Source organism: Amycolatopsis sp. NPDC051371, from assembly GCF_040682155.1.
Taxonomy (GTDB): Bacteria; Actinomycetota; Actinomycetes; order Mycobacteriales; family Pseudonocardiaceae; genus Amycolatopsis.
Genome location: NZ_JBFBAG010000018.1, coordinates 137,968 through 152,130 on the forward strand (window position 1 = coordinate 137,968; position 14,163 = coordinate 152,130).

At 70.4% G+C, this 14,163-nt stretch carries 13 protein-coding genes; 4 read left to right on the plus strand and 9 right to left on the minus strand.

Going from position 1 to position 14,163, the window contains the following annotated elements; translation table 11 throughout:
• Positions 1-116: 116 nt before the first annotated feature.
• From AB0M59_RS22995 to AB0M59_RS23005, 3 genes are read left to right on the plus strand one after another with little or no spacing between them, the layout of a single operon-like run.
• A complete protein-coding gene (locus AB0M59_RS22995) occupies positions 117-1,676 on the plus strand; it encodes a discoidin domain-containing protein (RefSeq protein ID WP_364618110.1) in 1,560 nt (519 codons plus the stop codon).
• 10 nt (positions 1,677-1,686) lie between these two features.
• A complete protein-coding gene (locus tag AB0M59_RS23000) occupies positions 1,687-2,916 on the plus strand; it encodes an MFS transporter (RefSeq protein WP_364618029.1) in 1,230 nt (409 codons plus the stop codon).
• Complete coding sequence (locus AB0M59_RS23005) at positions 2,913-3,857, plus strand: hypothetical protein (RefSeq protein ID WP_364618031.1); 945 nt, start codon at positions 2,913-2,915, stop codon at positions 3,855-3,857. Before AB0M59_RS23000 ends, AB0M59_RS23005 begins: the two co-directional genes overlap by 4 nt.
• Here the strand turns inward: AB0M59_RS23005 and AB0M59_RS23010 are convergent.
• On the minus strand, positions 3,847-4,419 hold the full coding sequence (locus AB0M59_RS23010; protein WP_364618033.1) for a TetR/AcrR family transcriptional regulator: 573 nt from the start codon (positions 4,417-4,419) through the stop codon (positions 3,847-3,849). The genes AB0M59_RS23005 and AB0M59_RS23010 overlap by 11 nt on opposite strands.
• 78 nt (positions 4,420-4,497) lie before the next feature.
• Here AB0M59_RS23010 and AB0M59_RS23015 point away from each other — a divergent pair, with 78 nt between their 5' ends.
• Positions 4,498-5,889, plus strand: coding sequence for a cytochrome P450 (locus AB0M59_RS23015; protein ID WP_364618035.1), 1,392 nt, complete (start codon positions 4,498-4,500; stop codon positions 5,887-5,889).
• Here AB0M59_RS23015 and iolD read toward each other — a convergent pair.
• Genes iolD through AB0M59_RS23055 form a run of 8 tightly spaced genes read right to left on the minus strand, consistent with a single transcriptional unit; the run spans position 5,860 to position 14,154 of the window.
• The gene (gene iolD / locus AB0M59_RS23020) at positions 5,860-7,695 is read right to left on the minus strand and encodes a 3D-(3,5/4)-trihydroxycyclohexane-1,2-dione acylhydrolase (decyclizing) (RefSeq protein WP_364618037.1); all 1,836 of its coding nucleotides are present in this window, start codon (positions 7,693-7,695) and stop codon (positions 5,860-5,862) included. The genes AB0M59_RS23015 and iolD overlap by 30 nt on opposite strands.
• Complete coding sequence (iolB, locus tag AB0M59_RS23025; protein ID WP_364618039.1) at positions 7,692-8,582, minus strand: 5-deoxy-glucuronate isomerase; 891 nt, start codon at positions 8,580-8,582, stop codon at positions 7,692-7,694. The genes iolD and iolB overlap by 4 nt, the downstream gene beginning before the upstream one ends.
• Positions 8,579-9,508 (minus strand): aldolase, encoded by a 930-nt coding sequence (locus tag AB0M59_RS23030; protein ID WP_364618041.1) that lies wholly within the window; start codon positions 9,506-9,508, stop codon positions 8,579-8,581. Before AB0M59_RS23030 ends, iolB begins: the two co-directional genes overlap by 4 nt.
• On the minus strand, positions 9,505-10,434 hold the full coding sequence (iolC, locus tag AB0M59_RS23035; RefSeq protein ID WP_364618043.1) for a 5-dehydro-2-deoxygluconokinase: 930 nt from the start codon (positions 10,432-10,434) through the stop codon (positions 9,505-9,507). The genes AB0M59_RS23030 and iolC overlap by 4 nt, the downstream gene beginning before the upstream one ends.
• Entirely contained in the window at positions 10,431-11,210 is a 780-nt protein-coding gene (locus tag AB0M59_RS23040) for an ATP-binding cassette domain-containing protein (RefSeq protein ID WP_364618045.1), read from the minus strand. Before AB0M59_RS23040 ends, iolC begins: the two co-directional genes overlap by 4 nt.
• A complete protein-coding gene (locus tag AB0M59_RS23045) occupies positions 11,207-12,250 on the minus strand; it encodes an ABC transporter permease (protein ID WP_364618047.1) in 1,044 nt (347 codons plus the stop codon). The genes AB0M59_RS23040 and AB0M59_RS23045 overlap by 4 nt, the downstream gene beginning before the upstream one ends.
• A gap of 9 nt (positions 12,251-12,259) precedes the next feature.
• Positions 12,260-13,255, minus strand: coding sequence for a sugar ABC transporter substrate-binding protein (locus AB0M59_RS23050; protein WP_364618049.1), 996 nt, complete (start codon positions 13,253-13,255; stop codon positions 12,260-12,262).
• A gap of 20 nt (positions 13,256-13,275) precedes the next feature.
• Positions 13,276-14,154, minus strand: a complete 879-nt coding sequence (locus AB0M59_RS23055; RefSeq protein WP_364618051.1) for a TIM barrel protein — start codon at positions 14,152-14,154, stop codon at positions 13,276-13,278.
• Between the last annotated feature and the right edge of the window lie 9 nt (positions 14,155-14,163).

Here is a 14,163-nt window from a genome sequence, read left to right on the forward strand (position 1 = left end):
TTTCCTAACAGTTCAACTTCCGTTCACCGACGCCGCAGCCCACCAGCCACCGCCAGGCCCAGAAGGAGCGCGACGTGCCGTCGACCCGTCTACGAACATTCACCCGCCTCACCCCCTTGGTAGCGGCGATCACCCTGTTGCCGGGAGCGATCGCCGCGGCCAGTACCCCGCAAGCCGATGTTCTGCTCTCCCAAGGGAAACCCGTCGCGACCTCCACCGTCGAGAGCTCGTCGTACGCCGGCACGAAGGCCGTCGACGGCAGCAGCACCACCCGGTGGGCCAGCGTCGAAGGCGCCGACCCGCAGTGGCTGCGGATCGACCTCGGCCAGTCCGCCGCGATCCATCGCGTCCTTCTCAACTGGGAAGCCGCCTACGCCAAGAAGTACCGCATCGAAGTGTCCGACGACGGCACGAACTTCGCCGCCGCCACCACCGTCGACAACGGTGATGGCAAGACCGACGACCTCACCCTGAACGCCCACGGCCGGTACGTCCGCTTCGTCGGCGTCACCCGGGCGACGAGCTACGGCTACTCCCTTTGGGAGATGCAGGTCTTCGGCTCCACGGACTCCTCCGGTGACACCCAGGCCCCGACCACCCCGGCCGGGCTCGCCGCCGGCACGACCACCGCCACCAGCGCCGCTTTGACCTGGAGCGCCGCCACCGACAACGTCGGCGTCGCCGGGTACGACATCCTGCGTGACGGCACCGCCGTCGCCACCAGCACCACCCCGTCCTACACCGACACCGGCCTCACGCCCGACACCGGCTACTCCTACGCCGTCCGTGCGCGCGACGCCGCCGGAAACCTGTCGAGCCCGAGCACGCCGATCACCGTGAAGACCAGTGCGGGCAGCGGAACGGGCTTCGTCCTCGCCGCCGCGGGTGACATCGCCGAGCGCTGCACCTCGAGCAGTTCGAGCTGTGCCCACGTGAAGACCGCGAAGCTCGTCGAGAACATGAAGCCCGCGGCCGTGATCACCATGGGCGACAACCAGTACGACGACGCGCACCTCTCGGACTTCAAGTCCTACTACGACAAGACGTGGGGCAAGTTCAAGACCATCACCCACCCCATCCCGGGCAATCACGAGTCCTACGACGACACGCCGTTCAAGGGCTACGAGGACTACTTCGGCGCCGTCGCCAAGCCGCAGGGAAAGCGGTACTACAGCTGGGAAATGGGCAACTGGCACTTCATCGCCCTCGACTCCAACGACTTCGTCACCCACGACGACCTCGCCGAGCCGCCCCAGATCACCTGGCTCAAGCAGGACCTGGCGAACAACAAGAAGGGCTGCGTCGCCGCCTACTACCACCACCCGCGGTGGAGCTCCGGTGACCACGGCGACAACCCGGACAGCGTCGAGCTGTGGAACATCATGACCGCCAACAAGGTCGACCTCGTCCTGAACGGCCACGACCACGACTACGAGCGGTTCGTGCCGCAGAACGCCGACGGCAAGGCGGATGCGAACGGCCCGGTCGAGATCGTCGGCGGTTCCGGCGGCGCGAACCTCTACGACCTGAGCCCGGCCCACGCGACGACCGCCAAGCTGCTCAAGACCTTCGGCGTGCTCAAGCTGTCGATGACGGACACCTCGTTCCAGTCGCAGCTCATCGGCGTCGACGGCAAGGTCCTCGACAGCAGCCCGACCTACACCTGCCACCAGTAGGAGGACGGGCATGTACATCGCGGCAAGCCGTACCTCGGACCTGGCGGCCGGCACCGACCGGAAACCCGCGCTGAAACGCGTCTCCGCCAACGTGGTGGCGCTCGGCATGGTCAGCCTGGTCACCGACGTCTCTTCGGAGATGGTCACCGCCGTCCTCCCGCTCTACCTGGTGCTCGGCCTCGGCCTGAACCCGTTGCAGTTCGGGCTGCTCGACGGGCTCTACGCGGGCGCCACCGCCCTCGTGCGGGTCCTCGGCGGGCACCTCGCCGACCGGTGGCGGCGGCTCAAGGCCGTCGCCGGGTTCGGGTACGGCTTGTCCGCGGTGTGCAAGCTCGGCCTGGTCGCGGCCGGCTCGTCGGTCGCGGCGATCGGCGTCGTCCTCGCCGCCGACCGCACCGGCAAGGGCCTGCGCGCCGCCCCGCGCGACGCCCTGATCTCCCTCAGCAGCACGCCGGACGCGCTCGGCCGGTCGTTCGGCGTGCACCGCGCGCTCGACACCGTCGGCGCGTTCCTCGGCCCGCTGGTCGCGATGGCGGTGCTCGCCCTGAGCCTCGGCAGCTACACCAGCGTGTTCTTCACCAGCTTCTGCGTCGCGGCGATCGCCGTGCTGCTGCTCGCCCTGTTCGTCCGGGACCACCCCGGCGGTGTCGACCGCGCCGCCGTGTCGCTGCGAACGGCGGCAGGTCTGCTCAAACAGAGCGACTTCCGGCGCGTGACGATCTGGGCCGCCCTGCTCGGCCTGGTGACGGTCGGCGACTCGTTCGTCTACCTCGCGCTCCAGCGACGCTGGGAGATCGCGGCGACGTTCTTCCCGCTGCTGCCGCTGGGCACCGCCGGGGTCTACCTGGTGCTGGCCGTGCCGCTCGGCAAGCTCGCCGACCGCGTCGGCCGCTGGCCGGTGTTCCTCGGCGGGCACGTCGCGCTGTGCCTGGCGCTCGTGCTGCTCTGCGGGCCCGCCGCGCTGGTGTTCGCGGTGGTCGCGCTCGGTCTGCACGGTGTGTTCTACGCGGCCACCGACGGCGTCCTGATGGCCGCCGCAGGCCCGCTCATTCCGCGTGAACTCCGGGCCACCGGGATGGCCGTCGTGCAGACGGGGCAGGCCGTGGCCCGCATGCTCTCGTCCGTCCTCTTCGGACTGGCCTGGACGCTCTGGGACCTGCGGCCCGCGGTGCTCGTCGCCGCGGTCTGCCTGGCCGTCGTCGCCCTCGCCGCCGCTCTCGTGAAACCGGTGCGCCCGTGAAGAAACTCGTCCTCGCCCTGCTCGGCACGGCGCTCCTGATCGCCGCGGCCGTCGTCTACACCGTCAGCGCCCGCCACGACACCGCGGACGCCGAACCGGCCGCCCAGCTCACGCTGAGCCCCGGTCAGCTGCTGTTCCGCGACACCGCGACCGGCCGCGTCGGCGCGGTGCCACTCCATGGCAGCGCGAAGAAACCCCAGCTCAGCGGCCTGAAGTGTGATCGCTTCGCGGTGGCGAAGCAGACCGCGGTGTGCCTGGCCGTGCAGCCGGGGACGCTTCCGGCGGTGACCGACGTCCTCGTCCTCGACGACCACCTCGCCGTCCGCCACACCGAAAGCCTGCCCGGCACACCGAGCCGCGCCCGGGTCTCCCCGGACGGCAAGCGTGTCTACTGGACGCTGTTCGTCACCGGCGACTCGTACGCGCAGACCGGCTTTTCGACGCGCGCCGGGCTGTACGAGGTCGACACCGGACGGCTCGTCAAGACGATCGAGGAGCTTCCGGTGTTCGCCGGCGACAAGCGGTACTTCGCCGCGGACGTCAACTACTGGGGCATCACGTTCGCCCCGGACGGCAACCGCTTCTACGCGACCCTCGGCAGCAAGGGCAAAACCTACCTCGTCGAAGCCGACTACCGGCGCTACCGCGGGAAGGTCGTCAGGGAGAACGTCGAGTGCCCGTCGCTCTCACCGGACGCCACCCGCGTCGCCTTCAAGAAGAAGGTGAGCGAAGGCGTCTGGCGGCTGTCGGTCCTCGACCTGGAGACGATGCAGGAAACCGAGCTGGCGGAGCAGAAGAGCGTCGACGACCAGGCGCTGTGGCAGGACGACCACACTGTCCTCTACGGGCTGGACAACGCCGTCTGGGCGGTCCCGGCGGACGGTTCCGGCACTCCGCGGAAGCTCGCGCAAGGTGCCGCGTCGCCGGCCGTCACGGGGTGACGCCGACCGCCGCGAACAACGTCCGCACGCACAGGTCGCGCAGCTCTTCCTGGGTGACTGTCGGCTGGTCCAGCCACTCGAGGATCGTCGTCGCGACGAACGCGAGCCAGCCGCGCACGGCCAGCCGGGTCACCTCGGTCGCCGGGGTCAACAGGCTCACCGCGTCCAGAATGCGGGCCGCGTTCGCGGCCATCCCGGCCTCGCGGATCTCCTGGATCTCGCGGTCGGCACCGCTCGCGGCGCGGTGCACGATCCGGTAGCCGTCGGGGTGGGTGCGCGCGAACTCGAGGTACACGTCGAGCCCGGCCCGCAGCTGCTCCGCCACGGGCAGCGCCGGGTCGGGCTCGCTCATTTCCAGGAGCTGGTCGCGTTGCGCGCGGACGATCGAAGCGAAGAAGTCCTTCTTGGTGGGGAAGTAGTGGTACAGCAGGCCGCGGGAGACCTGGGCGATCTCGGCGACCTCCTCGATCCACACCTCGTCGTACGGCCGCTTCGCGAACAACCCGGCGCCGATCGTGAGGAGCTGCTCGCGCCGCTGTTCGGTGCTCAGCCTCGTCCGCATCCCCCGACCTTACTTGACACGGGTTCAGTAGCGGGGGATCGTGACCCTATTGGATACGAGTTCAATAGGGGGTACGCCGTGGACACCACCGGGCTTCCGCACCGGCCGGGCCGGCTGCCGGTGATCGGCGACCTGATCGGCGCCAACCCGCGCACGCCGCTGCAGGACACGCTGCGCATCGGCGAACGACTGGGGCCGATCTTCACCCGGAAGATCTTCGGCTTCGAGATCGTCTTCGTCGGCGGCGTCGACCTGGTCACCGAGCTGAACGACGAGACGAAGTTCGGCAAGCACGTCGGCATGGGCATCGAGAACCTGCGCGCGCTCGCCGGCGACGGGCTGTTCACCGCCCACACCCACGAGCCGAACTGGCGGCTCGCGCACGACATCCTGCAGCCGGCGTTCTCCGCCGAGGCGATGCGCCGCTACCACCCGGTGATGCTGGACGTCGCGCGCGAGCTGGTCACGCGCTGGGACGCCGCGAGCGGGCCGGTCGACGTCGCCGCCGACATGACGCGGCTGACCCTGGAGACGATCGGTCTCGCCGGGTTCGGCTACCGGTTCGGCTCGTTCGAGCGCAGCGAACCGCACCCGTTCGTCACGGCGATGATCCGCTCGCTGCGGTACGCGCAGCTGCAGAACGTCAAGCTGCCGTTGGTACGGCGCGCGTTCGCCGGGACGGCCGAGCAGAACCGGGCCGACATCGCGACCATGACGAACCTCGTCGACGAGGTCATCGAAGCCCGTCGCCAGGACGGCGAGGAGAGCCGCGACCTGCTCGGCCTGATGCTCACCGAGGGCCACCCGGAGACGGGGGAGCGGCTGGACCCGGTGAACATCCGCAACCAGGCCATCACGTTCGTCGTCGCGGGCCACGAGACGACGTCCGGCGCGCTGTCGTTCGCGCTGTACTACCTGACGCGTCACCCCGAGCTGCTGGCGAAGGCCCGCGCCGAGGTCGACGCGGTGTGGGGCGACCGCGAGCCGGCGTTCTCGGACGTCGCGAAGCTGCGTTACGTGCGTCGCTGCCTCGACGAGGCGATGCGGCTCTGGCCGACCGCGCCGGGTTACTCCCGCGAAGCACGCGAAGACGTCGTGCTCGGCGGCGAGTACCGGATGCGCAAGGGCGACTGGGTGATCGTGCCGCTTCCCCTGGTGCACCGCGATCCCGCGGTCTGGCCGGACCCCGAGCGGTTCGACCCGGACCGGTTCGACCCCGCCGCGGTGAAGAAGCGGCCGGCGCAGGCGTACAAGCCGTTCGGGACGGGTGAGCGCGCCTGCATCGGCCGCCAGTTCGCGCTGCACGAAGCCGTGCTGGCGCTGGGCATGGTGCTGCAGCGCTACGACCTCGAGGTCGATCCTTCCTACGAACTCAAGATCGTGGAGTCGCTGACGCTCAAGCCCAGCGGGTTCACCCTGCGGCCTCGCGTCCGGGCGAACCTAGGAACGCAGGTAGCGCACCTGCCCTGACTTGGCCCGGTCGTACTCGTCGCGCCCGGCCAGGTGCTCGGGCACGCCGACCTCCCACCACGCGCCGGCCTCGGTCCACGACGACGGTTGCGTCTTCACGACGACCACGGCCGGGCGCCGTTCCGACACCGCTGCTTCGCGAGCCTGGGCGTAGGCAGTGCGCAGTGAGTCCACATCGGACGCCGTGAACACGAGGCAGCCCAGCGATTCCGCGTGACGTGCGAAGTCCACTCGCGGCGGCGAAGCGTGCGAAGTCGTGCAGTCGGCGTAGAAGTTGTTGAACGGCTTCCCGCCCTGCCCCTCCTGAAGCCGCGCGATGACCGCGTAGCCGTCGTTGTCGCAGACGACCGCGACGAACGGGTGACCCGCGAAAGCGGCCGAGAACAGCTCGGAGTTCAGCATCAGGTACGAACCGTCGCCCAGCAGGGTCGTCACCAGGCCCGGATGCGCGATCGCCGCGCCCCACGCACCGGACAGTTCGTAGCCCATGCACGAAAAGCCGTACTCGACGTCCATCGAGATCGAGCCGGACCCGCGCCAGCCCCCGATCAGCTCGCCCGGCAACCCGCCGGACGCCGTCATGACGTAGTCGTCCGGCGCCGAGAGGTCGTTCACCACACCGACGACCTGGGCATAAGACGGGACTTCGGCGGCAGCCGAGCGCAGCGAGTCGACGTGCGCGTCCCAGGAAGCCCGCTCGCCCGCGGCTCGCGACGTCCACGCCGGGTCGACCCGCCAGCTCTCCAGCTGGGCGCCCAGGTCGACCAACCCGGCGTCGGCGTCCCCGACGACCGACAAGGCACCGTGCTTCACCGCGTCGAACCGGGCCGCGTTGAGCGCGACCAGGCGGACGTCAGGGGAGAAGACCGTCCACGACGCCGTCGTGAAGTCTTGTAGCCGCGTCCCGACTGCCAGGACGACGTCGGCCGCGGCCGCGAGGACGTTCGCCGACGTCGAGCCCGTGACACCCAACGGTCCGGCGTGCAGGGCGTGCGAGTGCGGCACCAGCGTCCGGCCGGCGGTCGTCTCCACCAGCGGGATCCCGTGCCGCTCGGCGAAGTCCAGCGCGCGTCGCCCGGCCCCGGAGTAGCGGACGCCGCCGCCGAGCACGAGCAACGGACGTTTCGAAGATCGCAGGACCCCTGCCGCCTCGGTGACCGAGCGCCGGTCCGGACGCGGCCGCAGCGGCCGGTGCGTCACCGGTTCGAACAGCGCGTCCGGGAAGTCGTACGTCTCCGCCTGGACGTCCTGCGGCAGCGCCAGGACCACCGGCCCGCTCTCCGCCGGGTCCGTGAGCACCCGTGCGACCTGCGGCAACGTCGAGATCAGCTGCTCGGGCCGGGTGATCCGGTCGAAGTAGCGGCTGACCGCGCGGAAGGCGTCGTTGACCGTCGCGGTCGCGTCGCCGAAGGGCTCGATCTGCTGCAGCACCGGGTCCGGCGCGCGGCTGGTGAACGTGTCGCCGGGCAGGAGGAGCACCGGCAGCCGGTTCGCGTGCGCGACCCCGGCCGCGGTGACCATGTTCAGCGCGCCCGGCCCGATCGACGACGTCACGACGCCGACCTGCCGCCGGTGCGTGGCCTTCGCGTACCCGACCGCCGCGAGTGCCATGCCCTGTTCGGTGTGCCCGCGCCATACCGGGATCTCGCCGCGGTGCTCCTCCAGGGCCGTGCCGAGGCCGAGGACGTTGCCGTGCCCGAAGATCGCGAAGACGCCGGGGAAGAGCGGGACTTCGCGCCCGTCCAGGGTTTCCGACCGCTGCGCGAGGATCCAGCGGACCAGGGCCTGCGCTGTCGTCAGCTTCACTGGACACGTCCTTCGTGGCTCGTCACCGGGCAGCGCGGGTCCAGCTCCTGCGACTCCCACGTCTCGCGGACCCAGCCGTGCGCGGGGTCGTCGCAGAACGCCATCGACCGCTCGTCGGCCGGCCCGGCCAGGACGTTCAGGTAGTACATCGGGTAGCCCGGCGCGGCCACGCACGGTCCGTGGAAGCCGCGCGGGATGAGGAAGACGTCGTGGTCGCGCACGGCGACGTCTTCGTCCAGCTCGCCGTCGAGTGTGTACGTCCGGTGCAGGCCGAACCCCTCGCGCGACGGCGTCACCCCGTCGCGGCCGGCGACGCGGAAGTAGTAGATCTCCTCGTTGACGACCTCGCACTCGCTCGCTTCGTCGTGCTTGTGCGGCGGGTAGGACGACCAGTTGCCGCCCGGCGTGATCAGCTCGCACGCGTTGAGCTTGTCGGCGTGGTCCCACACCCCGGGCACGCCGAAGTTGGTCACCTGCCGCGTCGCCTGCCCGGCGCCGCGCACCTCGACCGGGACTTCTTCGGCAGGTCCGTACTTCGCTTCGAGACGGCGGGTGCAGCGCGCCATCGGCAGCGCGACCTCGAGACCATCGACTGTCGACAACTCGACTTCCGCCTCGCGTGGGACGTAGGCGAAGTCCGTCACGCGCGTGAAGACCGAGTCCCGGCCCCGGAGTTCGAAAACCTGCCCGTCGACGCGCACCGTCGCCGATCCGGCGAGAGGCAGCACGAATGCTTCGAACTCGCCGGTGTGCAGGATCCGCACTTCGCCGGGAGCCAGGGAGAGCACGCGCAGGCCGCTGTAGGTCCAGCCCGCGGTGTCGGGGGTCAGGCGGACCGGGTCGGCGTCGTCGGACAGTGTCCCGAGTGGACGGTGCAGCTTGCTCACTTGGCGGCCTCCAAGACCTTCGCGGCGGCTTCGACGGCGGCACCGACGTCGCCGTCGGGCGGGTAGAGCAGGGTGCGGCCGACGACCAGGCCGCGGACGACGTCGTGGCGCAGCGTCCGGCCCCACGAAGCCAGGTCGGCGGCCGGGTCGCCGGACGGCACGCCGCCGAGCACGACCACCGGCAGCGTCGTCGCGCCCAGTACCGCCGCCGAGTCCGTCGACGGCAGCTTCAGCCAGGTGTGCGCGGACGTCGTCCCGAGCCCGGACGCGACCGTGACGGCCCGCGCCAACGACGCAGGATCCTTCTGCAGCACCAGTTTGCCCTCTGAGCGCGTGTAGGGGAGTGGTTCGACCATCGCCACCAGCCCGTACGCGGCCAGGTCGGTGACGGCGTCGGCACAGGCCTGCAGCGTCGGGATGGTGCCCGGGTCGGAGTCGACGAGCCGCAGCAGCATCTTGCCGCCGTCGAGCCCGCAGTCGACGAGGGTGCGGGCGTCGTAGCCGGTGAAGCGGTCGTCGATCTCCCAGTCCGCGCCGGCGAGGCCGCCGCGGTTCATCGACCCGAAGACGACCTTGTCGTGCAGGGCGCCGAGCAGGAGCAGCTCTTCGACGATGTCCGGGGTGCCCAGGATGCCGTCGACGGCCGGGTTCGCCAGCGCGACGAGCAGCCGGTCGAGGAGGGTCCGCCGGTCGGCCATCGCGAGCGGGTCTTCGCCCACACCCAGCGCCCCTCGAGCCGGGTGGTCGGCTGCGACCAGGAACAGCGTGCCCTGGTCGGACAGTAGCTGCGGACGTCGTTTGCGGGTCGCGTACGCCTGCCGGACCGCGCCCGGGTTCGTGGCGCGGGTGTGCAAAAGGTCGCGCCAGCGCTCGTCGGGCAGCGCCGAAGCACTCGCTCCCGCTGAGGCGCCATCGGGCAGAGTCACAGCAACTCCTCGATCTCCCCGGCGGTCGGCATCGCGTCGGCGCAGGCCAGGCGGGACGCGACGAGCGCACCCGCGGCGTTCGCGTACTCGGCGATCCGCACCGGGTCCCAGTCCGACAGGAGCCCGTGGATCAGCGCGCCGCCGAATCCGTCGCCCGCGCCGAGCCCGCAGACGACCTCGACGCGCTGCGGCGACACTGTCGAGCGGCCGTCCGGAGTCGCTACCAGGACACCTTCGGCGCCCTTCTTGATCACCGCGAGCCGCAGGCCGCGTTCGAGCATGCGGTCCGCGGCGGCGTCCGGGTCCGCGGTGCCGACGGCGACCTCCACCTCGGCGCGGTTCCCCACGGCCACCGTGACGTGGTCGAGCATCCAGCCGATCTCGGTTCGCGCGCTTTCGACGTCCGGCCAGAACATCGGCCGGTAGTCGAGGTCCAGGACGGTGTGCTCGCGGCGTCCCCGGGTTTCGAGGATCTTCCGCTGGGTCGCGCGGGCGGGTTCGGCGGAGACGCCGGTGCCGGTGACCCACAGCAGCGGCACCGACTCGACGACGTCCCAGGGCACGTCCTCGTCGGTGAGCGTGAGGTCGGGCGCGATGGGGGAGCGGTAGAACAGCAGAGGCGGGTCCGCGGGCGGGTTCAGCTCGCAGAACACCACCGGTGTCTGGAGATCTTCGGAAGTGCCCACGTGCGCCGGGGACACGCCGAAGCCCTCGAGGGCCTGCCGGACGTAGTCGCCGAAGCCGTCCGGGCCGACCTTGGTCAGCACCGCCGTGCGCCGGCCGAGCCGCGCGGCGGCGACCGCGACGTTGGTCGCGGTCCCGCCGAGCGACTTGGCGAACGTGCTGACCTCGGCCAGGGGGACGCCGCTCTGCTCGGGGTAGAGGTCGACGCCCACCCGGCCGATCGTCAGCGCTTCGAGACTCACGCCTTCTCCACCTGCCGCAGCTCGTGCTCCAGGGCTTCCAGTTCCGCACCGCCCGCCATCTGCCGGGTCAGCTCGTTGATGTCGATGTCCTTCTTCTCGTACGAACCGAGCGGCGCACCCCGCTTGAGCAGCAGGAACCGGTCGGCGACCGGGTAGGCGTGGTGCGGGTTGTGCGTGATCAGCACGACGCCGAGCCCGCGGTCACGAGCCTGCGCGACGTACTTGAGCACCACTCCGGCCTGCTTGACGCCCAGCGCGGCCGTCGGCTCGTCGAGGATCAGCACCTTCGCACCGAAGTACACCGCCCGCGCGATCGCGACGCACTGGCGTTCACCGCCGGAGAGCGTCCCGACCGGCTGCTCGACGTCCCGCAGGTCGATGCCCATGTCGAACAGCGCCTTCTTGGTCGTTTCGCGGCCTTTCTTCCGGTCGAGCATCTTGAACGGCCCGAACCCGGTCGTCGGCTCCGAGCCGAGGAAGAAGTTCCGCCAGACGCTCATCAGCGGCACCACGGCGAGGTCCTGGTACACGGTCGCGATGCCGCGATCGAGGGCCTCGCGCGGCGAGGCGAACCGCACCGGCTCGCCGTCGACGAGGAACTCGCCTCGGTCGTGCTGGTGCACGCCGGCCAGGATCTTGATCAGCGTGGACTTCCCGGCGCCGTTGTCGCCGAGCACGCAGGTCACCTCGCCGGCGTTGACCACAGTGGACACATCGCGCAGCGCGATGACGCTGCCGTAGGTCTTCCCGATGTCCCTGACTTCGATGAGGCTCATCGACGGACCCTTTCCGCGCGGCGCCGGAAGGCGTTGTTCACCAGGACCGCGGCCAGCAGCATGATGCCGAGGAACAACATGAACCAGTCGCTGTTCCACTGCGCGAACACGATGCCCTGACGCGCCATGCCGAAGATCAGCGCGCCGATCGCCGCACCCACCGCCGAGCCGAACCCGCCGGTGAGCAGGCAGCCGCCGATCACCGCCGCGATGATGTACTGGAACTCCAGCCCGATGCCCTGGTTCGCCTGGACGCTCGCGAAGCGCAGGATGTTGATCGAGCCGACCAGCCACGCGCCGAGCGCGGTGCCCATGAACAGCAGGATCTTCGTGCGCACCACCGGCACGCCGACCGAGCGGGCCGACACCTGCGACCCGCCGACCGCGAAGATCCAGTTGCCGAAGCGGGTGCGCACCAGCAGCCACGCGGCGATCGCCGTGACGACGATCCACCAGATGATCGACGACTGGAACTCGGTGCCGCCGATGCTGAACGTCGACGCGAACAGCCCGCCGGCGGACTCGTAACCGCTGGTCGAGCGCATGCCCGAGACCTGAACGGTGTTGGTCACCCAGCGCGTCACGCCGAGGTTGAGCCCCTGCAGGGCGAGGAACGACCCCAGCGTGACGATGAAGCTGGGCAGGCCGGTCTTCATCACCAACCAGCCGTTGAACGCGCCGACGCCGAGCGCGAACGCCAGCGAGACCAGCAGCGCGAGCCAGACGTTCCACCCCGCCTGCGTCGCCAGGATCGCGGTGACCAGCGACGTCGACGCCGTCATCACGCCGGCCGAGAGGTCGAACTCACCGCCGACCATGAGCAGCGCGACCACGACGGCCATGATGCCCAGGGTCGAGGAGTCGTCGAGCCAGGTCGCCACGCCCAGCGGGCTGAGGAACTGGCTGGTGACGACGGAGAAGAAGACGAACACGAGCACGGCGCCGAGCAGCGCGCCGATCTCCGGCCGGACGACCAGCCGGTCGGTCAGGCTCTTCTTCCCCACGCGTTCGTCGGGTTGCGCCTGGATCGCTGCGGTCATCACGTCCCCTTAGCGCGTGCCGCGCTGCGCGTACGGGGCCACGGTGTCGATGTTGGTCTTGTCGACGAAGCCGGGGCCGGTCTGCACCGGGTGGCCGCCGCCGATGGTGTTGCCGTTTTCCTTGTACAGCTTGAGGAACACGATCGGCAGGTAGCCCTGCTCGTACTGCTGCTGGTCGACGGCGAAGAGGATGCTGCCGTCCTTGATGGCGGCCACGACGTCGGCGTTCAGGTCGAACGTCGCCACCTGCGCCTTCGAGCTGGCCTCCTTCGCCGCGCTCACCGCACGGGCCGCGACCTGCGAGTTCAGCGCCAGCACCGCGTCGATCGACGGGTCGGACTGCAGCGCGCCGCGGATCCGCGCCTGCGCGTCGGTCGGGTTGGAGATGTCGACCTGCAGCGTGGTGACGTTGCCGAAGGCCTGCTTCGCGCCGTCGCAGCGCTGGTTCTGGCCGATGTTGCCGGCCTCGTGGATGACGCACAGCAGCTTCGTCTTGCCGGCCGCCTTGAGGCGCTGGCCGGCGCCCTGGCCCGCGAGGCCCTCGCTCTGCCCGACGTGCGCGATCGCGCCGAACGCCGCGCTGGAGTCCTCACCGGAGTTGATGGTGACGACCGGGATGCCGGCCTTCACCGCGTTCTGGATCGATGTCTGCAGCGCCTGCGGGTTCGCCATGGAGACGACCAGGCCACTGACCTTCTGCGCGACGGCGTTGTCGATCAGCCGGGCCTGGTTGCCGGGGTCGCCGTCGGCGAAGTAGTCGACGCCGACGTTCAGGTCCTTCCCGGCCTGCTCGGCGCCGTTCTTCACGACGTTCCAGAAGGCGTCACCGGAGGTGCCGTGCGTGACGACGGCGATCTTCAGCGGGCCGCCCGTGCTCGGGGCCGCGGCGGACGGGGCGCTCGAGCTGCTGGTCGAGTTGTCGGCGCTCGGGCCGCTGCACGCGGCGAGCACCAGCCCGGTGGCGGCGATCGCCGCCACTCCGGCCAGTTTCTTGATAGAGAACACAGTCACTCCTTTGGGACCGATTAGAGGGAGTCGATGATCTTCGCGAGGTGGGCCAGGCTGCGCTCGGTGTCCCGGCGCGGTGTGTCGTCGGGGCTCGAGTCGCCGAGGGCGGTGTCCTGTTCGAGGACGTACCAGCCGTCGTAGCCGGCCGCCTGGACGGAGCGCACCATCGACGCCACGTCCACGTCCCCCTCGCCGAGCGGGGTGTAGATGCCCCGCCCGACCGCGTCGGTGTAGCCGAGCCGTCCCGCGCGGACCTCGGCCGCGAGGTCTTCTCGGACGTCCTTGAGATGCACGTGCCCCACCCGTTCGGGATACCGCTTGGCCAGCTCGACCGGATCCGTCCCGCCGATCATCAGGTGCCCGGTGTCGAGGCACAAGCCGAGATCGGAATCGGCGAGGAAGCGCTCGACCTCGGCCTGCTGCTCCACGTGCGTCCCGACGTGCGGGTGCAGCACGGTGCGCAGGCCGTGAGCTGCGGCGATGTCACGGATCTTCCCGGCGGTTTCGACGAGTGTCGCCCATTCGGCGTCGGTGAGCTTCGGGCGTTCGTCGTAGCCGTCGATCCCGGTCGCGGCGGCGAGCACGAGGACGTCGCCACCGCACGCGGCGAACAGCGCCGCCGACTCCTCGGCTTCCTTGAGCGCGTTCTCCTGGCTTTCGTGCAGCACGACGGCGAGGAAGCCGCCGACGAGTGTCAGGTCGTGCTTCCCGAGCAGCTCCCGCAGCTCCGCCGGGTCGCGCGGGAGGTACCCGGGCGGGCCCAGCTCGGTCGCCTGGACGCCCAGCTCCGCCATCTCGCCGAGCACGGTCGCCGCGTCCAGCACCCGGCCCCAGCCGGGGACTTCGCAGACGCCCCAGGAGATCGGGGCGGCGGCCACGCGGATCCTCGCTGTCACAAGGGGCCT